This window comes from Paenibacillus sp. ov031 (genome assembly GCF_900143165.1).
Lineage (GTDB): Bacteria > Bacillota > Bacilli > Paenibacillales > Paenibacillaceae > Paenibacillus > Paenibacillus marchantiae.
The window spans coordinates 352952-374170 of sequence record NZ_FRDO01000005.1 but is presented as its reverse complement, the minus strand read 5'-3'; the positions used below and the strand labels follow the sequence as shown (position 1 = coordinate 374170).

Annotated in this window: 17 protein-coding genes; 10 read left to right on the top strand and 7 right to left on the bottom strand. The window is 48.9% G+C overall.

Going from position 1 to position 21219, the window contains the following annotated elements; all coding sequences use genetic code 11:
* Positions 1–19: 19 nt before the first annotated feature.
* Positions 20–1711, top strand: a complete 1692-nt coding sequence (gene nagZ / locus BUA17_RS22025; RefSeq protein WP_083584817.1) for a beta-N-acetylhexosaminidase — start codon at positions 20–22, stop codon at positions 1709–1711.
* Between the two features lie 120 nt (positions 1712–1831).
* On the opposite strand, the gene BUA17_RS22020 is transcribed toward nagZ, so the two are convergent.
* Positions 1832–3187: a serine hydrolase domain-containing protein gene (locus BUA17_RS22020; protein ID WP_063568023.1), complete on the bottom strand. Its 1356-nt coding sequence runs from the start codon at positions 3185–3187 to the stop codon at positions 1832–1834.
* A gap of 309 nt (positions 3188–3496) precedes the next feature.
* On the opposite strand from BUA17_RS22020, the gene BUA17_RS22015 reads away from it, so the two are divergent.
* The 8 genes from BUA17_RS22015 to BUA17_RS21980 all read left to right on the top strand — a co-directional run bounded on the left by BUA17_RS22015 (position 3497) and on the right by BUA17_RS21980 (position 13841).
* Positions 3497–5470, top strand: a complete 1974-nt coding sequence (locus tag BUA17_RS22015; protein ID WP_063568024.1) for a methyl-accepting chemotaxis protein — start codon at positions 3497–3499, stop codon at positions 5468–5470.
* A 285-nt stretch (positions 5471–5755) separates the two neighbouring features.
* Positions 5756–6430, top strand: a complete 675-nt coding sequence (locus BUA17_RS22010) for an AzlC family ABC transporter permease (RefSeq protein ID WP_063568035.1) — start codon at positions 5756–5758, stop codon at positions 6428–6430.
* Entirely contained in the window at positions 6421–6750 is a 330-nt protein-coding gene (locus BUA17_RS22005) for an AzlD domain-containing protein (protein WP_072734985.1), read from the top strand. The genes BUA17_RS22010 and BUA17_RS22005 overlap by 10 nt, the downstream gene beginning before the upstream one ends.
* A gap of 92 nt (positions 6751–6842) precedes the next feature.
* A complete protein-coding gene (locus BUA17_RS22000; RefSeq protein WP_072734984.1) occupies positions 6843–7646 on the top strand; it encodes an NAD-dependent epimerase/dehydratase family protein in 804 nt (267 codons plus the stop codon).
* 196 nt (positions 7647–7842) lie between these two features.
* Positions 7843–8502: an SGNH/GDSL hydrolase family protein gene (locus BUA17_RS21995; protein ID WP_063568036.1), complete on the top strand. Its 660-nt coding sequence runs from the start codon at positions 7843–7845 to the stop codon at positions 8500–8502.
* 208 nt (positions 8503–8710) lie between these two features.
* Complete coding sequence (locus BUA17_RS21990) at positions 8711–10729, top strand: heparinase II/III domain-containing protein (RefSeq protein WP_072734983.1); 2019 nt, start codon at positions 8711–8713, stop codon at positions 10727–10729.
* Between the two features lie 19 nt (positions 10730–10748).
* Positions 10749–12689 (top strand): glycosyl hydrolase, encoded by a 1941-nt coding sequence (locus BUA17_RS21985; RefSeq protein WP_072734982.1) that lies wholly within the window; start codon positions 10749–10751, stop codon positions 12687–12689.
* Between the two features lie 15 nt (positions 12690–12704).
* Positions 12705–13841, top strand: coding sequence for a glycoside hydrolase family 88 protein (locus tag BUA17_RS21980; RefSeq protein WP_072734981.1), 1137 nt, complete (start codon positions 12705–12707; stop codon positions 13839–13841).
* A gap of 155 nt (positions 13842–13996) precedes the next feature.
* Here the strand turns inward: BUA17_RS21980 and BUA17_RS21975 are convergent, their stop codons facing one another.
* Complete coding sequence (locus BUA17_RS21975) at positions 13997–14617, bottom strand: methyltransferase domain-containing protein (RefSeq protein WP_072734980.1); 621 nt, start codon at positions 14615–14617, stop codon at positions 13997–13999.
* Between the two features lie 206 nt (positions 14618–14823).
* On the opposite strand from BUA17_RS21975, the gene BUA17_RS21970 reads away from it, so the two are divergent.
* Complete coding sequence (locus BUA17_RS21970) at positions 14824–17199, top strand: Ig-like domain-containing protein (RefSeq protein WP_244552207.1); 2376 nt, start codon at positions 14824–14826, stop codon at positions 17197–17199.
* A gap of 204 nt (positions 17200–17403) precedes the next feature.
* Here the strand turns inward: BUA17_RS21970 and BUA17_RS21965 are convergent, their stop codons facing one another.
* The 5 genes from BUA17_RS21965 to BUA17_RS21945 form a co-directional block, all read right to left on the bottom strand.
* Entirely contained in the window at positions 17404–17949 is a 546-nt protein-coding gene (locus tag BUA17_RS21965) for a chromate efflux transporter ChrA (RefSeq protein WP_072734978.1), read from the bottom strand.
* Between the two features lie 3 nt (positions 17950–17952).
* Positions 17953–18540 carry a chromate efflux transporter ChrB gene (locus BUA17_RS21960; RefSeq protein WP_063566299.1) on the bottom strand — a complete coding sequence of 196 codons (588 nt, stop codon included), beginning with the start codon at positions 18538–18540 and terminating at the stop codon, positions 17953–17955.
* Positions 18541–18552: 12 nt separating this feature from the next.
* A complete protein-coding gene (locus tag BUA17_RS21955) occupies positions 18553–19047 on the bottom strand; it encodes a chromate efflux transcriptional regulator ChrS (RefSeq protein ID WP_063566298.1) in 495 nt (164 codons plus the stop codon).
* 278 nt (positions 19048–19325) lie between these two features.
* Positions 19326–20438 carry a PAS domain-containing sensor histidine kinase gene (locus BUA17_RS21950; RefSeq protein ID WP_072734977.1) on the bottom strand — a complete coding sequence of 371 codons (1113 nt, stop codon included), beginning with the start codon at positions 20436–20438 and terminating at the stop codon, positions 19326–19328.
* The gene (locus BUA17_RS21945) at positions 20431–21081 is read right to left on the bottom strand and encodes a response regulator (RefSeq protein WP_053780067.1); all 651 of its coding nucleotides are present in this window, start codon (positions 21079–21081) and stop codon (positions 20431–20433) included. The genes BUA17_RS21950 and BUA17_RS21945 overlap by 8 nt, the downstream gene beginning before the upstream one ends.
* Positions 21082–21219 lie beyond the last annotated feature (138 nt).

The window sequence follows — 21219 nt, the reverse complement described above, 5'->3', positions numbered from 1 at the left end:
CATGGGGAGGAGGCATGGAATGAGTGAGCCAAAAGAGATATACCCGGTGAAGCTGAAACAGATGACCCTGCGTGAGAAAATTGGACAAATGCTGCTTTGTGGATTTCATGGCACTGAGGCTACCGGTGATGTGGATGCTTTTCTGCGAAAGTATCCCATTGGCGGCGTAATCTATTTTGCGCGCAACGTCGAGTCGCCGGAGCAGGTAGAGCGGTTATCGTCGGGGCTGCAACGGATTGCTGTCGATAGCGGTAATGTACCGCTTTGGATATCCATTGATCAGGAGGGCGGTATGGTGGCCCGGATTACCGAAGGGATCACCCTGATGCCGGGACAGATGGCGATTGCGGCAGCAGGTTCCATCGAGGATGCATACCAGGCAGCCTATATCAGTGGGGTGGAGCTTAGATCGATGGGAATTAACATGAACTTTGCTCCGGTTCTTGATGTAAATAATAACGCCGCCAATCCGGTAATTGGTGTGCGTTCATTTGGGGAATCACCGCAGTCCGTGGCAGCGTATGGGGCCAGGAGCATTGCGGGAGTCCAAGATGCTGGCATTTCAGCGACAGCTAAACATTTCCCGGGACACGGGGATACGGATACCGATTCGCACCTGGATCTCCCGGTCATCACCCATGATCGGGAACGGGTAGACCGTGTGGAGCTGATTCCGTTCCGGGCTGCCATAGCGGCAGGTGTTGATGCGATGATGTCGGCACATATTTATTTTCCGGCTCTGGAACCGGAGCGTCTACCTGTGACACTATCGCGAGCCGTGTTAAGTGGATTGCTTCGTCAGGAACTGGGATATGACGGCATGATTGTAACGGATTGTATGGAGATGGACGCGATTGCCGCCAACTATGGCACTGTCGATGCAGCTGTGATGGCGGTAGAGGCCGGCGCAGATCTGGTGTTGATCAGCCACACAGCTCATCTTCAGGCAGGGGCGTTTGAAGCGCTGCTGGCAGCCGTGCAGAGCGGGCGAATCAGCGAGGCCCGCATAGACGAATCTGTAACCCGGTTGCTGAAGTACAAGGCCAAACGAGGCCTGATGGAGAAGGGAACGGGCACAGGCACAGGTAATGATGAAGTACACGATTCTGTGTCGACTTCACTCTCCGCTGAGGTATTAACCGATTCAGCTTCATCGAAGCTCCAAGAGCGCAACCAACCGTTACACCAAGAGGTGGCTCGACGAATCAGTGAGAACAGCATCACGCTGGTGCGTGACCAACTGAACATGCTGCCTTTGAAGCCGGAACGTACACTGGTCATAACGGTTGCTACATCTGTGACAACGATTGCCGACGAACAGCTGACTCAGGCGGTTACTCTAGGTTCGGCTTTGTCGCACTGCGGTCTGGATGTGTTCGAAGTAACAGTCACGCCAGAGGAGGTTGCCATTCGTTCTGCCCGTCTGCTTCAAGCTGCCGAAGAGGATGACGTTCGCCAGATTGTGGTGGGGACGTATAATGCAGGCAGTGCCTCTGGTGATCCGCAGTTCAGGTTGATCGGCTGGCTGCAGCAATTGGGCAAACCGCTCGCTGTTGTGGCGCTCCGCAGTCCCTATGATCTGCTTGCAATCCCGGAGGTTCAGGTGTATGTGGCAGCTTACGAGAGTAGGCCGCTTGCCATGGATAGCGCCGCTCGGGCGCTGATGGGGCATATTCCTTTTGCCGGGAAACTTCCTGTATCCATTAAGTAGACAGGCGTTAAATGACGAACGAAGCGAAAGTTTGATTCGGAATATGAAGACCAATATAGCAGAAGGGACGATCCTATAATGGACCGTCCCTTCTGCTATATCTAATGGATAATTGCAAAATTATTGCAGATTCAGTGCCTGAGCTGTCTTAGCCTCGACTTTATCCATAAGCGAAGTCATATCCATGCCCGCATGATTGCCGAGCAGAATAATGGTAACATCATCTGTTAAATTGCGTGAGAACGCTGTGGCAAAACCACCGCCGCTACCGTTATGGAACACGGTACGATTCTGATCGCTTTCCTTAAGAATCCAGGCGTAGCCATAATTTTTATCCGAATACGGCTCATACATCTGTTCAATCGTATCCTGGCTTAGAATTTTGTCCGTGTACAGTGCCCGATCCCACTTCAGCAAATCATCCACCGTGGAGTAGATCGTCCCTGAACCTGATTGTGAAACATAATAAGGGGCAGGTACCCACTGCTTATTCTCCGAAACAAACCCGCTGGTCGTATGGACCTTGCGTGAAGCTTCTCCGGAGTTCTTCATGCCGAGTGGCTTCAGAATGGTCTGTTCTACATAATCGGCATAACTCATGCCAGATACCTGTTCAATAACATAGGCCAGCAGAACATAACCACTGTTACTGTATAAATAGGCACTACCCGGTTCGAATTTTAATGTTTTGTGCCGGATTTCCTCTACCGTTTCTTCCAATGAAGTGCCTTCACCCCGGCCAAAGGCGGATGGAATACCTGAAGTTTGGGATAACAGCATATGGAGCGTGATCTGATCTCCCTTTGGTATACCGGAGATGTACTTGGATATTGGATCTTGCACATCGAGCTTCCCTTTTTCCACCAAGCTGAGAATGGAGGCTGCGGTGAAGGATTTGCTCAGAGAGGCAATTCTGGTCTTCTGATCTGGACGATTCAGCGTCTGTTCATCCGCTAGTCCGTAGCCTTGGCGAAGCAGCACTTCGCCATTGCGGGCAATCAGAGCCATGCCTGGAAAATCAATTTCGCGCAAATAGCTGTCTACACTAGCGACTTGACTATTTAATAGGCTCACTTTGTCCGTCTGGATATTAACACTCATCTGCCCTGAGGCTGTACGTTGAACTTTAATATCTGCCTTGAGAGCATTGGCAAGCGCGCGGACAGGTAACATCAGGGTGCCGTTAATGGTGCGGGATTGCACACCGGAGGACAGGCGAACGTGATTAACTTGAATGAAGTCACTGCCAGCTTGGTGAACGAGCTTGTCTCGACCAACGGTAATCGTAGCCGTTTTGGTACGAGCTTCCCACTTCAAGGTGCCATTTACAGAGGTAACCACATCTCGCAATGGAACATACGTTGTACCTTTGTATACAAGGGGTGCATTTTTCCACGATTGCTCTTGACCATTCACTTCAATGTGAACTGTTTGCGTCTCTTGTGCCGCGGATGCCGTGAAACTGGCTTGTCCCATAATAGGGCCTGCACAAAGGATGAGGGCTAACAGAATACGTAACATGGATGAATATAATCTGGTAACAGGTTGTTGCACATGTGACTTGCGTAAGATTCGAATCCTCTCCTTCCAATCGTTTCATGGATAACCAGCTTATGAGATATTGTAAACGATCTCGCAGAGAGGGTCAAAACGAGGCGTGAGCATCATTTTCTATTTCCCTAACAAAAATAATGCAATTTCGATTCATTTTAGTATCCATACATAATATTTTTACTACGTTTGTCCGATAAAAAAGGGGTGAAGATGATGATGGGGGATATTTAAATGAAGAAAAGGATTCGCAATTGGTTTACATTAACGGTTAAGAAACGTCTGATCGCTTCGTTGCTCTTGTTCTTGATTGTACCGAGCATTAGCGTGGGATGGTTGTCTTATTTAAAAGCAGCAGACCAGGTCAGGGAAGAAATCATTCTTTCTGCACAGGCCAAAACGGAAATGCTCAGTCTGCAGATTACTCAAATGCTGGATATGGAGAAGGATAACGCAGCGCAGTTTGCAGCGGGTATTACTTCAACAGATATTATCAATAAATCACCAGCTGTTCAGAGACAAATGGATCGTATGTCCAAAGCTCACAAAGAATTGGGTGTAATAACAGCAGGTGCTGAAGATGGCAGCTGGATGAAATCCCCTGACCCCGGACAACAAATCTACGATCCACGGGAACGCAGCTGGTATACGATGGGTATGTCACAGGATGAACCAATTATCTCGGACACGTTCCAGTCGGTAACCACGGGTGAATGGGTTGTCACCGCAGCTGCCAAGCTAGCCGATGGTAAAGGGGTAATTGGAGCCAATGTAAGTCTCAATTATTTGAAAGATTCCGTTGATAAGATACATATTGGTGAAAAGGGAAAACTGTATATGCTGGATAACGGCGGGAAGTTCCTGTTTCATTACAATATCGAATCCGGTGTGCAGTCCAATGAGAGCTACATTAATGAGATGTATAAAAAAGATCAAGGAACTGTAAAGTACACGTATGATGGACAAGAATTGGAAGCCGTATTCTATACGAATCCAGAAACAGGCTGGAAAATTGTCGGTGAGATGGTTCCTTCTGAAGCAGCAGATGCGGTAAGACCGATCTTGATTCGTGCCTACACTCTGGTAGGGACCTCGTTGATCATTGGTATTATTCTGCTTGTGTTCATTATTCGCAGTATTCACCGTCCATTGTTGCAACTAACGCAAGCAGCATCCAAAGTAAGCGCGGGTGATCTGACAGTTCGTGTAGGTTTACAGCGCCGTGACGAGTTTGGACAACTCGGGGCAAGCTTCGATACCATGACATCTTCGCTACGTAACGTTCTTGGCGAAGTGCATGATACATCAAGCCAGCTAGCGGCATCCTCTGAGGAGCTGATGGCGAGTTCTGAACAGACATCCAGAGCAACGGAACAGGTTGCCGAATTGATGCAGGATGCAGCGGCAGGAACGAACAAACAAAACGCCAGCCTTGCTGCAACGGGCCAACTCGTCGGTGAAATGTCTATAGGTGTCAAAGAAATCTCATCGAGTGCTGAAGACACGGCTCGTATAGCTGTAGAAGCATCTTCCAAGTCCGAAGCGGGTATGGTTACGGTGGAAGAGGCGGTTGCTCATATTCAGAAGGTGAATAATGAGAGTGAGGCCATGGCTGCTGTCATTCAGGATCTTCGAGCGAAAAATGAAGAGATTGTTGAGATTGTGGCCGAGATTACCAACATCGCCAAACAGACCAATATCCTTGCCTTGAACGCATCCATTGAAGCTTCAAGAGCAGGTGAACAAGGTCGAGGCTTTGCTGTCGTTGCCAATGAAGTAAAATCGCTAGCCAACAATTCGGGCAGTGCAGCTGAACGTATTAATGAACTTATGCGTGAGATGCAAGAGAAAACGAATGCGGTACAGTCTACCTTTGCCCGTACAGGAGAAGGCATGATTAAAGGTACGCAAATGATTACGGAGGCGGGAGAGGCCTTCCAAAATATCCGTAGCGCCGTGCAGTTGGTTGCTGCACAAGCTGGAGAAGTGTCGGCAGCTTCCCGTCAGATTGATGGAGGCATGAGTCATGTGTCCAAGGAAGTGAATGATACCATTGAATTATCCAATCAAATTGCCTCAGGAACCGAAGATGGTTCAGCTGCTGCGCAGGAGCAGCTGGCTACGATGGAAGAGGTTGCAGCTTCTTCTGCGGCATTGTCTCGCATGGCTGAAGATCTGCAAAGCCTGATTGAGAAATTCAAGTTATAGTTCAATAGCATTTCTAGAAGGAGACTGTGGGGGTGAAACCCTTCAGTCTTTTTCTCGTTGGTGATTTATCGTTAATCAACGGTTTATGAACGCTCGGAACGGATCTGTTCTGTAAAAGTGAATCTGTCTTTCCCTGAATGTCTCATCCTGTGGTATATTTCTAAATTAAAAGTAATCTACATGATGTGGATGACATGGAGAGAGGATGAACCAGATTTGGATAAATCCATACCACTGACATCCGGGCCCGCAAATACCGAAGAGGTGCTGGATGATGCTACATTTATGCAAGGGGTTAAGGACTGTATTCCAACACTGCTTGGATATTTAAGTATTGGGTTTGCAGCGGGTGTCATTGAAATGACGGCAGGCTTAAGTTTGGCGGAAACGGCTCTGCTCAGTCTGATTGTATACGCTGGATCGGCTCAGTTTATTGCCGCAGGCATGCTTGCCTCGAGTGGTTCAGCGACTGCTATCATTTTCACCATATTCTTCGTGAATCTTCGCCATCTGCTGCTGAGTGCAGCCGTATCACCGTACTTTCGTCATCTGACGCCGCTTAAAAATATGTGGATCGGCTCGCTGCTTACCGACGAGTCCTTTGGCGTGGCGATGACGCGAGCGATTGGCCGGAAAACGTTGAGTGAGCGCTGGATGCACGGTCTGAACATTACAGCATACCTGAATTGGTTTGTGGCGAATATGGCGGGGGCTTACTTTGGACGCTGGATAACCAATCCCGAGCGGCTTGGACTTGATTTTGCCCTGCCTGCAATGTTTATAGGTCTGGTAGTGCTTCAGCTGATGCAGCGCAAAAATAAAAAATTACACATCAATGTGGCGATCATCGCCGTTGTCTGTGTAATCTTCGCCAGCATGGCTTCACTTGGCAGCATGAGTGTCATTGTGGCTGCGGTCATTGCGGCAACGATGGGAGTAGTGATGGAACGATGGAAGTAAGATGGGATGTATTCTGGATTATAATGGGTTCGGCTTTGTTAACGTTCATCCCGCGCGTATTGCCGCTCATGCTGTTCAGTAAAATACAGATTCCGATGTGGCTGTTACGCTGGCTTGAATATGTACCCGTGGCGGTCATGGCGGCACTGATTGGTCAGGAACTGTTTATGGCGGACAACCAGTTGTTGCCGATTACACATAATCCAGCTTTGTGGGCAGCACTGCCTACGATTGCTGTAGCCATCTGGACACGAAGTCTGCTCGGAACCGTACTTGTCGGTATTGTTGCAATGATGATTTTGCGGTACTTGATGGGATAATATACGGGGCCTTTATTGGATCAGGTAAATCCTTCGCTCTAACGGTTAATAATGTTCTATAGGATCGTAATAGAGCGAAGGGAGCTAAATCCATGAGCAACTCGAAGCACAGAATATTGATTACGGGAGCAGCGGGAGTCATTGGTCGCAGCCTGCTGGAGGGGCTGAGGGAAAAGGGCAAGTATGACATCGTGGCTGCCGATCTTCATGATGATCCTCAAGCAGGCATTGTAGCGATGGATGTGACCGACGGAGAACGACTGAAAGAGCTGATGCAGGGTGTTCAGACGGTGCTGCATATTGCATGGGCCAAGGATGAAGAAGACTTTCTGGGCAAAGTCCTGCCAATCAACGTTACAGGGGCCTACCATGTGTATGAAGCTGCACGGTTGAACGGTGTACAGCGGGTTATTTTTGCGAGTTCAAATCATGCGACAGGATTTTATCCAACAGGTGAGGATATCGAAGTGGATGATCCATATCGTCCAGATAGTTTCTATGGGCTCAGTAAATGTTATATAGAGCTGCTTGGCAGATATTACGTGGATAAATATGATTTGTCGTCATTCAATATTCGAATTGGCAACTTCTCGGGCGATGCACATCCGCATTCTGAGCGTTCCGCACACATTTGGATATCACCAAGAGATATGGTACAGCTTGCCGAATGCTGCATTGAGGCGGATTCGAGCATGAAATACGTTAATCTATATGGAACTTCAGCGAATACGGACAATTATTATGATATTGGATATCTGGAACAGATGATTGGGTACCGCCCGGAGGACGATGCAGCAGAGCTATGGGAAGAAGCGAAACGTAAGGGAACGCCGGATAAGCAGGATGAGACGGAATATCAGGGCGGAGGATATGTCGCGAAGGACCCGAAATCCTGAAATCCTGAAATCTTAAAGACCTGCAATGTCTCAAGACGTGGAGAACTACGGGTGACTTTGTAGGAAGTACAATGCGGAGAGTTAACTGAAAAGTATCGTTCTGAAAACGCTATTTTCTATTGCGTCCGAAAGGGATAAAATGGAGACTGCAGGGTTGAGGTTTTCATTTTACATACAGGAAGGAACGGTTTCGATTATGAGTACACATTCATCCGTTATACTTTTTCAGGGAGATTCCATTACAGACGGCGGAAGATCGCGCAATGACGATCCGAATCATTTTCTCGGGCATGGCTATGCGTATTTGATCTCAAGCAAACTGGGTGTGGAACTGGCAGCCAAACAGCCAACGTTCTACAACAGAGGAATTAGCGGGGACCGCGCTTCTGATCTTTATGCACGTTGGAACGAGGATACTTTTAGTTTGAAGCCGGATCTGATTAGCATTCTAATTGGTGTTAATGATGCATGGCGTACCATGAATGGCGAACCTAGTGGAGTGACGGATCGTCTTGGACGTGCATATCGTCATTTGCTGGAGGAAACACGGGAAGTAATGCCGAATACCGGGCTGATTTTAATGGAGCCGTTCATTCTTAAAACGGGAGCTACAGTGGAGCTTTGGGATACTTGGCAGGCGCGTATCGGGCAGTATCAAAATCTGGTCCGTGAACTCGCAAGTGAGTTCGGGGCGGTCTGGGTACCTTTGCAGCAAACGTTCAACGATGCTCTCGAACAAGCTGACGCAGCCTACTGGTTATGGGATGGTGTGCATCCAACCGCAGCGGGTCATGAGCTGATTGCCCGTCAATGGCTGTCCGTTGTACAGAGTTCTCCACTTGCGATTGGTAAATAGAATTAGAAATATCCAGTTTGAGCTAAAAAGCTGAATGCAACGAGGAACCCAGAGGGGTTCTTCGTTTTTTTATATTGGGACAGGAATTCTGTGGTTAATTTGGTTGGATATGATGGATAACTCTTCAAATGTACAGCATTATCCGGTAAAATGAAATCGGTTACATATAATGAAGGTTTCGTATTCCATATAGATTAGGGTGAATTCAATGGAAAACACCAATCAAAGTAAAGTCAGCTCCATCTGCATCCCGGATTCTACGGTCATTCAGCAGGCAGTACATCGGATGGTACGAGACAGAAATAGGAGTCAGCAGCTTCTGCTTGCTTCAGCAGCACCCTCAATCTGCTCTATCAATGCCATTGGAAAGGCATTATTGCAACCAGAGCTAGCTTCTTTTTACACAGATCTGAGCAGCTATGGGGAACGTGCTCTGAACGAAAGCTTGCCTTCGCTGTCATTCGGTCTTTATCGGAAGTTTGGGGATATAGGGGAACGAAAGTTGTATGAGGATGCGTACTTTGAACGCAGGGGACGTCTGGCGGCAATAGCGCTGCTTGCAGTGGATTCGAATGCGCCGAGATGGATAGAGACATTGGAAGATATGTTGTGGGATGTGTGTGGTGAGTATACATGGTGTTTGCCTGCACATTTGGGTTCAGGGGGAGTGGAACAGGTCAACGGTAATATTGATCTGTTTGCCGCGGAGACGGTACATATGCTGGCCGAAATCGTGACGATTCACGCGGATCGATTGGACGCACGTATCATCCAGCGGATTAGGGCTGAGGCCGAGCGGCGCATCTTCACACCGCTCTATCGGGAACAACGTACCTATCACTGGCAAGATGCAGAGCATAACTGGTCTGCTGTGTGCAGCGGATGCTGTGGCATGGCTGGACTATTACTGCTGGAGGAAGAAGCGATTCTGACGGAATCGGTTGGTCAGGCGATTCGATCCATGCAGGCATTTCTGAGTGGATATGGCATGGATGGTGGCTGTGCAGAAGGCATTGGTTACTGGGTGTATGGGTTCGGCTATTTCGTCTATTATGCCGACATGCTACGCGAATACAGTAAAGGTGAGTTGGATCTGCTGAATGGTTCAAAGATAGCGGCGATAGCAGCCTTCCCACTGCGGGTTCATCTGTCGGGGGGAACCTTCGTGAATTATTCGGATAGTGCGGAGCAGCAAGAGATTCCTTCGGGCTTGCTTTCACTTCTGGCATCTCGTTTCGGTATACAGATCGATCTGCCGTTTCATATTCCTTTGTTTACCGATGATCCCTGTCATCGTTGGGCTCACCTGCTGCGCAACGTGATGTGGAGCAGTCCGGCAATGTACCTGCAAGAAAAGGGGGCTGTTCCGGCGGAACGAGTGATCATTTTGGAAGATTTGGGCTGGATGATTGCGAAGGGAGCACTTGATTCTCCAAGCGCTGAACTTACCGGAGATAAACCTCTCGCTGTTGCTTTTTCCGTCAAGGCCGGGCATAACGATGAACCCCATAACCATAATGATCTGGGGCAATTTATGATTCATTGTGGTGGCGAAAACATTCTTTGTGATCCGGGAGCAGGGCTGTATACACAAGCCTATTTTGCTCCGGGCAGAGAGCGGTTGTTCCACATTAGTTCGGCCGGGCATAGCGTGCCGCGGATTGAGGGGAAGGAGCAGAGCTCAGGGCGCGAGGCGCAAGCACAGATTCTTGAGGCGACGGTTTCGGACGATGACCGTACACTGGATGCCTGCTTGGAACTGACAGCAGCTTATCCTGAAGCAACTTCGCTCGCTCGTTATACACGCCAGCTGCATTGGAGCGGTTCTGCTAATGATGCCGGGAGCGTAGCAGAACTGCGTCTGAAGGATCGATTTCAATGGAAAAACAGAGTGGCGTCTTCATCAAGCACGTTAAATTCGGTGGGCGAATTGAATCGGTCGAATGTGACGGAGCGGTTTATGAGCAGAAAGGTACCTGAGATCGTACATGAGGGGCAGATTCAATGGCATGGCGAACGAGCAACGGTCTGTATGACGTATGATGCAAACCAATGGCAGGCTGACATAGAGATCATTAATACGGTTGATCATTACAATGTGCCAGTTACATTCTATCGGACATCACTTGAATGGCGAGAGCAGTCGGATAACTCCAGTGCGGGAAGTGATGAAACCGATCTGCTGGAGACGATGTGTGAGCTGAAATTCACGATTGAACCAAAGTGAAAGATGGAGGTGAGCATACGTGAGTAAGTATACAGCCGCATCAACGTATCCATGGAGAGATGCTCTCGAAAATTATCGTACACTGGCGGAAAAGGCGAGGCCTGCCCCATCAGATGGTTGGAATCAGGCTCGCAAATTGGCCCTTGTGGAGAGTGTTGTTCGGGCTTATACACCTTACCAGGACAGTAGTGGCGCCATTATTGATCCGTTCTCGGAGGCCGAACGATATTATTCCACACCAGCATATGCAATGGCTGCATCGGTTCTTGTTCAAGCGGGACATATGGACCTGCTTGCTTCGGCCGCATCGGCCCTGTCACACAGCATCGATGTTGTTGTGAAGGGTTGTGCACCGGATCATCACCCGGACTTTTTCCCTGTGTTGATGATGAGAGCTTACATCCTGTTGAAGCCGCATATGCCTGAGCAAGCAAAGGTCTGGGCAGAGGCTCTTAAGAAGATACAGCCAGAACAAGATTATGTTTTTACAATGAGAAAAATGAACAATCCCAATCGCATGATTAACTGGAACGCCATCATGATCTCGGGAGAATATCTGCGCTTGAGGGAACATCTCGCCAGTGAGGGTACGGATTGGATGGATCGTTATCTGAATCTGTATCATCTGCCACGATTTACGGCGCTTGGACTATATCAGGACGGGCCGCTGGACCGACCCAATTGTCCATTTTCCTATGATATTGCAACGCGCTATCATCTGGATGTCATGCTTGAAGCGGGTTATGAGGGGGCCTGCGCTGGTGAGTTAAAGGAACAATTACGTCATGGTGCATTCAGTACCCTGCTTACACTGTCACCGCTGGGGGAGATTCCTCCGCGTGGACGCAGCTCCCAACATCAATGGAATGAAGCGGCTGCAGCCTACGTATGTTCTGTCCATGCAACACAGGCCTTACAGACTGGAGATCGGGTGATGGCTGGAGCGTTCGCTCGTGCGGCCAATCGGTGTTTCGAAGCTGTGGAGCGCTGGAAGATGGAAGATGGGCGTCTGAAAATTGTTCGGAACGAGTATGCGCCTGATGCACGTCATGGCTACGAAATCTATACGAATCATACGGGTTATAATCTGTGGACGGCAGCAGCGCTGGCCCATGCCTGCCTTAGCGATCCTGGTGAAGATGTAACGGAAATATACCTTCCTTCCGAGTTAGGCAACCGGGTGTTGCAGACCGATGGATGGTTTGAAACGATCATTGCCTCGGTACCAGGTCAACAAATGATTCTGCATACAGCTATGAATGATCCATACACGGTTCCCGGTCTCGTGCGCATACAACAGGCGGGATTGTCAGGGCTGATCGGTCCATCCGCTGCTGGACATGCGCAATCTGGATTCACAGAGTTTGCGGAAGGGGAAGTTAGTCCGCTGAGCTATTGTCCTGTCTGGAAGACGGCAGATGGGAACTGGCACAGTCTTGCCGAGGGCATTCCGTCAGGTGCTGATTATGACCGGGATGCCGGGATTAATCCTGCCGATGGCGGAGGTTCGATTTTGCTTGAAACGGTAGATCGAGAGGTCCGAGATGATTCAGCTTCCCCAGAGGAAGATGATGGGAAGCATCAGGAACAGGCCAATGCATTTACAGTGACATGGCTCGGCCCACTAATCGGGCTCGATTCACTGCGCACCCGTTATGTACAGCAGGTTGATTTACTTACTGTGACATATGAATTCGACGGTGAGCTTGAGGCTGTCGGAGCACTCATTCCATTGATGTTCAGTGACGGCCGCGAGCAGGCTGTCATCACTCATTCCAAGCAGGCTGTGCGCAGCGAGTACCGGGGAGCTTATGTGGAATCCACCGTGCTGGATGAAGGAGCCATTATTCAGCTCAAGCAACAGCCGGTGGCATTCCGCAATGGGCTGCTGAAGGAAGCGCGGATGGAAGTGAGCGGCGTGCGAAGTATAACGTTTACGATCAGATTGGGTATCAATTAGAGGAGGGATAGGTTTATGAATACATCAACATCAGTAAAATGGCTGGAGGAAGCATGGCGGCAAGGAGCGGCCAAAACGATTCGCAACGCGAAGCGCATCAAGGATACATTTCCGCACACCGCCCCGCAGGGCATATATGACCGGAATGATCCCGAATGGTGGACCGCCGGCTTCTGGCCGGGGCTGTTATGGCTTGTCTATGGCGAGTCGCGGGACAACGAAGCTTTCGCTCCGTTGTCCCGCATTGCCGAAAGTTGTGAGCGGCAATTGGAAGGTTGTCTGCGTGATCCCGAATCGGTGGATCACGATCTCGGGTTCATCTGGCTGCTTAGTGGCGTAGCCAACTACCGCCAGACCGGCAGCGCAGATGGCCGGCGGCGGGGAATGCTCGCCGCCAATCTGCTCGCTGCCCGCTTTAACGTGCGCGGTGAATTCATCCGCGCCTGGAACTTCAGCTCGTCAACCATGGATACGCGCGGCGTAGCCATCATTGACAGCATGATGAACCTGCCGCTGCTCTACTGGGCTTCCGAGCAGAGCGGCGACCCGCGCTTCCGCTGCCTGGCGGAAGCGCATGCGGACACCGTGGCGCGCGAATTCGTCCGCGCTGACGGGTCCATCTGCCATGTGGTGGAGTTCGATCCACTCACGGGGCAGAAGCTGCAGGAGCATGGCGGGCAGGGCCATGCGCCAGGTTCGGCCTGGGCGCGGGGTACCGCCTGGGCGTTGCACGGGTTTGCGCTGTCTTTCCGGTATACGGGCGAAGCCCGCTATCTGGAGACAGCGGAGCGGGCGGCCGATTTCTTCCTCGCCATGCTTGGCGAAGAGATCGTGCCGGTGTGGGATTTCCGCGCACCTGCCGAGCATCAGGTGGCGTGGGACTCGTCCGCTTCGGCGATTGCCGCAAGCGGCCTGTTGGAGCTGGCGAAGCTGTCGCCGCGCGGCGAGGAATATGCAGCCGCGGCAGAGCGTATCCTCCGCGGGCTGCATGAGAACTACAGCTCCGGTGAGACGGCAGCGGAAGAAGGTCTAATCATGCAGGGCACGGTGCATTATCCAGAGGGTCGTGGCTTGAATGTGCCGATTATATACGGCGATTATTTCTATATGGAGGCGCTGGCGAAGCTGCGTGGCCGCCCGGGTTTATTTTAGAGAAACGAGAATCAGGGAATCAGGAATGTCACACTTCAAGCGGCGAGTATGCGTGAGTTGCATGAGTAGGCGACCCACCATACAGCCGTTCGAGTGTGCCTGCCTCCTAGTGGGAAAGGGTATTCCTGTCTTGGAGGCGGAGCACACCCTTGGTCTCAGACCGATTTATTTTCGATGCCGGGTGTGCGTCTTAAGATGACAAAGTCGGCCGAGGACTGGTCGGGATATCGCTGAGGAATAATTTCATGTACTTTGAATTCGGGATAGTCGAACAGATAGTCAAAAATATTTCGGTCCTGAATGGTGCTAACTCCTGGATTACCGTTTTCTTTCAAACGAGTGTACAACACAACCCACCCTGACGAAGAGTGCAGAATGTCGTAGAGTGTATTGCGAAAATCCGTTTCATCCGTAATATGATAGAGCACATCCAGACACACGGTGAGATCAGCTTGAAGGAAACCGCGGTTAATCCACAGACCTGGTGTATATAACATGAAACTCTTGGAGGTATCGTTAGCAAACTTGGAGGCGCATAGACGCACCGACGAGCCGGCTACATCGATACCTAGATACGTATTATAATTCATATATTGCAGTTGATTGCCATCCCCGCATCCAAATTCAATGACGCTGGAAATACCCTCACGCTGAATCAGTCCATTTACGACCTCTGCCTTGAATTCAGCCAGTACGCCATACGAACCCCTTCCGGATGTCTCGCCTGAGCTATACGTTTGTTCCCAATATCCTTTGTAGTCAAAAGGCTGACTCATGTTTCTCCCCCGATCATATAAATGAATTCAAAATAGTGACTATACATAGGTTATGCGTAATATTTGCAGGTATGAATCATTTGGAAATCGATAGTTCGGATGAATGAATTCCACGAAATCCCCTGAAAATTCCCTGAAAGTCTAAACATCTGGAAAGAACTTGCCGACATTAAACTAAGGAACAAAATGAAAAGAATCGGGGGGAAATGATGTTAAAGCCAAGATTGACCAAGTACATGGTGATGATGCTGGTATTGGTGCTGAGTATTTCCAACGTAGGCTTGGCCGCTGCGGCAGATAAAGAACTGTCCAAAATTGTAGTTTCCAAAAATGAGCTGTCGCTCGAAGTGGGTGATTCCAGTTCGGTTACGGTGACAGGAGTATATACCGACAATACATCGGCTAACGTAACCATCAGTTCTTCCTGGAGTAGCAGTGATACTTCGATAGCGACTGTATATAATGGTGCCATTACTGCCAAAAAGGAAGGTACGGCAACCATTACAACGTCGTATCTGTCTCAGAGTCAAACGGTTCAGGTGAATGTAACCAAAAAGGTTAAAGCCCTTTCCAAAAACGTGCAGTCCCTGGACTTGCGCACAGGGGATAGCAAAGACATTATTTTGACAGCAACTTACAGTGATAATACGACGAATGCAGATGCATCCAAAGTAGCTGAATGGTCATCCGATGACGAGAAAGTGGCAACGGTTGTGAATGGTAAAGTTACTGGACAAAGCGCCGGTACAGCTGTCATCACAGGTAAAGTCGGCAGTCAAAGCGTGACTGTGGATGTTAATGTTGAGGTTGTTAAACGTGTGGATGTGGACAAGAAGCAGGTCAATCTGCTCTTGAACAAAAGCGAAACTGTAAAATTGACAGCCACCTATCCAGATGGCACAACCAAAGATGTAACGGATCTGGCAGAGTGGACGTCAAGTAATGAAAAAGTAGCAGATGTATTAAAAGGTGAAATTACAGGATACTCCGCAGGTTCTGCTAAGATTACAGCCAAATACGGAACGAAATCCGTATCCGTAGATGTGGATGTTGATCTGACAAGCAAACTGAGTGTGGAGAAACAGAGCATTTTCTTCCGTTTGAGCGAGTCCAATAAAACGGCAAATGTAGTATTGACTGCCTCTTACCCGAGCAGTGCTGATGTGAATGTAACGGATCAAGCAACATGGACATCCAGCAACGATAAGGTAGCGACGGTATTTAAGGGACAAGTTACAGCGATTGGTGCGGGTTCTACGACAATCAAAGCAACGTATAGCGGCAAAACAGTGGAAATCACGGTTGACGTTGATACAGCAAGATATCTGGATATTGCGGGTGTCGAAGATAAACTGGCTATGAGCGTTACAGGTGATAACAAAACCAAGAAACTGGTAGCCAATGCAGAATATATTGATGCAAGTACGGAAGACGTAACTTCCAAAGCAACTTGGACATCCAGCAATGCGGATGTTGTATATGTGTCTGGCGGCGAGCTGATCGCCTATAAATCGGGAAATGCAACCATCACTGCGGCATACGGCGGCAAAACCGTTAAATTTACAGTGAATGTAGATGTTCCGGACAAGTATGAAATGGACAAGAAAAAAGGTTCTGTAGCCGTTGGTGGTACATTGTCTGTGAAAGTATTGGCCGTATACGGTGATACATCCAAAGATGTGTCCGAAGATGCGGATTGGAGCAGCAGCAGTGAGAAACTCGCTGAAGTGGACAGCAAAGGTGTCGTGACAGGTATTGCAACAGGTAAAGTAACCATCACAGCCAAAATTGAAGGTAAAACGTTAACTCTGCCTGTTGAAGTAGGTATGGCTAGCGGGCTGGAGGCAGATGTGAACTTTGTGGTGTTGTCCTCCAAGGAAACACAGCAAATCGTACTCACAGCTACGGATGAAGATGGCTTGACCAAGGATGTTTCATCTGATGCAACATGGAAATCAAGCAACTCCCGCGTAGCCGACGTGAAAAAAGGGGTTATCACTGCCAACAGCAGCGGTAAAGCCAATATCACGGCTGAATATGGTTCCAACAAAGTGACCATTCAGGTTGAAGTGGACGTTATTTCACGCATTGAAGCATCCGAACCGGCTCTTTCCCTGAAAACCGGTGATTCCGTAGATCTTACGGTTACCGCATATCTGAGCGATGGCAGTGAGCGTGATGTCACGGACAAAGCGGAATGGAAAACCAACAGCTACAAAGTAGCTCAGGTAACCAAAGGTAAAGTAAAAGCGACAGGTTCAGGTAAAGCAAAAATTACAGCGAAGTACGGCAGCAAGACGGTAACCATTGCAGTCGATGTAGATACACTGAAATATTTGCAAACCGATAAAGTAACCCTGACCATGAAGCCTGGTGACAAAGCAACTCTGGTTGCTACAGCAACGTATGCCGATGGCAGCGAAGCGAACGTATCCAAGCCGGCACTTTGGAAATCTTCCCGTATTGCAACAGCATCGGTGAAAGATGGTATCATTCAGGCCAATGGCAAGGGTAAGGCAACCATTACTGTAACTTATGCAGGTGTGAAAACCAAAGTAACTGTAGTCGTTGAAGCGAAATAATATCTTCAAGTACGAAGGTAAAACAAGTAATTCTATGTGCGGTGATGACAGCTTAAATGCTGGCATCACCGTTTTTTTTATGGGAAAAATACAAACGAACTAACAATATAAAAAAAGAAACGCCCCGGCACTTGTGCATATATCCATATTGGATATAAAAACACATTGTTCCAAGACGTTCCCCGAATCTAAATAATCAATGAATTACATCGTATGAGACAGAACCAGCGCTCCATATGCGAAAGCAATAACGATGAGGATGGCTGGATGCAGCTTGGTCTTGGTCATGACCCAAAGCGCGATCCCTGCAATGATCAGTGTCTGCCAAATGCCGATGGAATTGGTGGATACCTGACCGAATTCCCATGTAAGTAAGATCATAAGTACAGCAATAACCGGTTGTACGAGCAACGTCATCCCTTTCACCTTTGGTGAAGTACGATGCTTGTTCAGTAAACGAAGCAGCAGAATTAACGCGACAGCCGAAGGTACAACCGTGGCAAAACTGGCGATGAATGCGCCAAACCAGCCAGCTACCTGATAACCGACAAATGCGGCAATTTTGGTCGCGATTGGACCGGGAAGAGCATTGCCGATGGCCAGTACATCACCGAATTGCTCGGTGGTCATCCACTTGTAGTGGTTGACGACTTCCTCCTGCATTAATGGAATGGAGGCAGGGCCGCCCCCGTATCCCAAGATATTGGCTACAAAAAATCCCCAAAACAATTCCCACCATGTCTGAAGCATCGCTTAGGACACCCCCTTGTCGGAATCGCGTTTGGATTTGAAACGCTGGACCACATCCAGATGGAAGACGCCATATCCGAGAAAGACGGCAATCACAATACCGGGGTGAATATCCAGCAGCTGCAGCAGTACAAAGGCAAGGACACCGAACAGGGCGGCAAAGGTTGTACCGAGTCCCTTCCATGCTTTCTTGGCGAATTCGTATGCCATCATGCCGAGCATGACAAAAATGACCGGGCGAACAGCTGCGACCATGCCTGCTACGATTTTCGATTCGCGCAGCGCGTACATGGAACCAAGCAGCGCAATGATGGCGATGCTCGTCGGCAAAATATGGGCCAGGACGGACACAATAGCACCCAGCACGCCCTTCGTTTTATACCCGAGATACGCGGCCATCTTGGTAGCAATGGGACCAGGCAGAGCGTTGGCAATGGCCAAAATCTCGCCAAACTCATCATCGCTCACCCACTTATAGCGGGTAACGGCTTCATAACGGATCAGTGGAATAACCGAGGGGCCGCCGCCATATCCCAAAATTCCGGTTCGTACCATCCCAATGACGAGACCGTTGTAATCTTTCCAACTCATGCTGATTTCCTCCTAGAGTCTCATGCCCATTCGGCTTTTATATCGTTTTAACAACAGCTGTGATTCTACCTTGACGATGCCTGGCATCTTGTAGAGCTTCTCCAGCAGGAACTGCTCCATCTCTTCCATATCTGCAAAAATACCATGCATGTGCAGGGTACTCGGGCCTGTCATATGATAGAGGCTGGTTACTGCGGGTTCTTCGTCCAGTTTCGCGGCCACTTCATCCAGGAATAGCGGTTCTACATCGACATTGAAAAAGGCAGAGACCTGAAGTCCAACTTTGCCCGGATTGATAACCACGGTGAAGCGTTCAATGATTCCCTTTTCGGATAAGGCATTAATGCGGGCCTGAACGGCCACACGGGACAAACCGATCTGTGCACCCAGATCGGTGTAGGATATCCGGCTATTTTGGTGAAGAGCGGCAATGATTTTACGATCGATTGCATCCAGATTGTGCATTTGCGGGATTTCTCCCCCTTTGGAGGAGCGTTTCTCTGACATGATTGACCATCCTTTTTTTTTAACTATATAGAATAAAAAATTATGATAGAATCTACGTACAATTTGTATGCAGCATTCATATTTTAATGACGAATCGTAATTGGAGTCAATATATTTATTGTAAATGTTGAATTTATCCGATTCAAAGCTTTCATTTTGTCATTTTTACCAATCAGAGATGATGAATGGGAGCAGGATGCAGGCATGAATCGAAAAAGAGACTGTTCACGGAGCACATCCGTAAACAGTCTTCTATATAAAGTACAGGTTGAAGTGACTTAATGAACAGTTTTGGGTAGACAAAAGGTAACTACAGTTCCTTCGCCAGGCTCCGAAGATACTACAAGTGTACCTCCGGCTCCACGAGCTCGCTCCTCCATGCTAAATAGACCAACACCGTTACCAGCCGTCGTACTGTTGAACCCTGCGCCTTGGTCCTCGATTCTCACAACGGTTGCCTCTTCCGAATCTTCCACCGTCACATGTGCTTCTGACACATCGGCGTACTTGGCTACATTGGTTAACGCCTCCTGGATAATGCGGTACATGGCGATCTCTCGGTTCATCTCCAGCCGTTTTCGCAGATTACATTCCAGCTCCACTTCAATCCCGTAGTGCCGGGTATAGTTCTCGATATACGTGCGAATGGCCGGAACGACACCAAGGTCATCCAGTACGGAGGGTCTCAGCTCCCATGCCATGCCGCGTACATCCTCCATAATGCCCGTAACTTGTTTTCGCAGTGCTTCCACACCAGATTGAGGTTGGTCCACCAACAGACGATCCATCTGAATAACAAGAGAGAAGAGACTCTGTCCAATGCCGTCATGCAGCTCACGCGAGATGCGACGCCGCTCCTCTTCCTGAATGTTCATGACCTGGGTCATCATCGTCTGTATCTCAGCTTCGACCCGCTTCAACTTGGTTACCTCACTGCGAACAGCCAAATACTGATAGGGCTCACCATCGTTATCGAGAAAAGGCACAATCGTTGTATTCACCCAATAATGGCTGCCATCCCTGGCACGATTACGAATCTCTCCGTTCCACACTCGTCCGGAAGAGATGGTTTCCCACAGGTTTTTCATAAAATTCTTGCCGTGATAACCCGAATTAATGATCCGATGATCCTGGCCGATCAATTCTTCCCGATTATATTGTGAAATTTCGCAGAACTTGTCGTTTACATACTGGATCTTTCCTTTGCGGTCCGTGAGGGCTACAATGGACGACTCATCCAAGGCAAACTTCAGATCACTGAGCTGATGCAGGGAACCTTTCAGTCTGCTGCGAAATTCAGTATCTGTAATGTGACTGTCGATTTCCTCTAATAACTGACGCACAGGCTGGTCGGCAAATCCGCTAAGTCTGTTTTTACGTGTGCTACTCAAAGTTCAGCAACCCCTTTTTCATCGCAAACTTCACCAGTTCCGGTCTGGTTCGAAGGCCGAGCTTCTCCATCAGATTGCTTTTGTGGGATTCAACCGTTTTGACACTGATCACCAGATGTTCAGCGATTTCCTTGTTGGCGTAACCCTTGGCAATCCAGGACAAAATCTCTTTCTCCCGCTCGGATAACGTGTCATACGGTCCAGCGTTCTCCTGCTTTGCTTTGTCCAGGTATTCACTCATCAGCCGCTTGGTCGCACTTGGGTACAGATAGGCGCTACCCTCTGCTACAGAACGAATAGCGGCAAGCAATTCTTCATGCGGTGCGCTCTTGAGAATATATCCGGATGCTCCCGCGTGGATAGCGCGGAACAGATATTCTTCATCGTCATGCATGGTCAGGATCAAAATGGAGACATCCGGCATCAATTTCTTCAGTTCAGCAGTAGCGGTCAGACCGTCTTTGCCTGGCGGCATGCTGAAATCCATTAAGACCACATCCGGCTTCAGTTCTTGTGCCTTGGCAATAGCTTCATCACCATCGGCTGCATCTCCAACAATATGTATATCATTCTTTCCGTCGAGCAGGGCGATCAGCCCGGAGCGTACAACTACATGATCGTCGACAACTAATAATTGAATCACATCATTTTCCTCCTGTCCGGTTCCACAGTTCTTTCTTTATCATACCAAAAAAGAAAGCCATTCAGAGGTTAATCTCTGAATGGCTTCGATTCTCTGTAAGTCCGTGTTACTTCCTATAAGGAAATAACAAGACTTCTT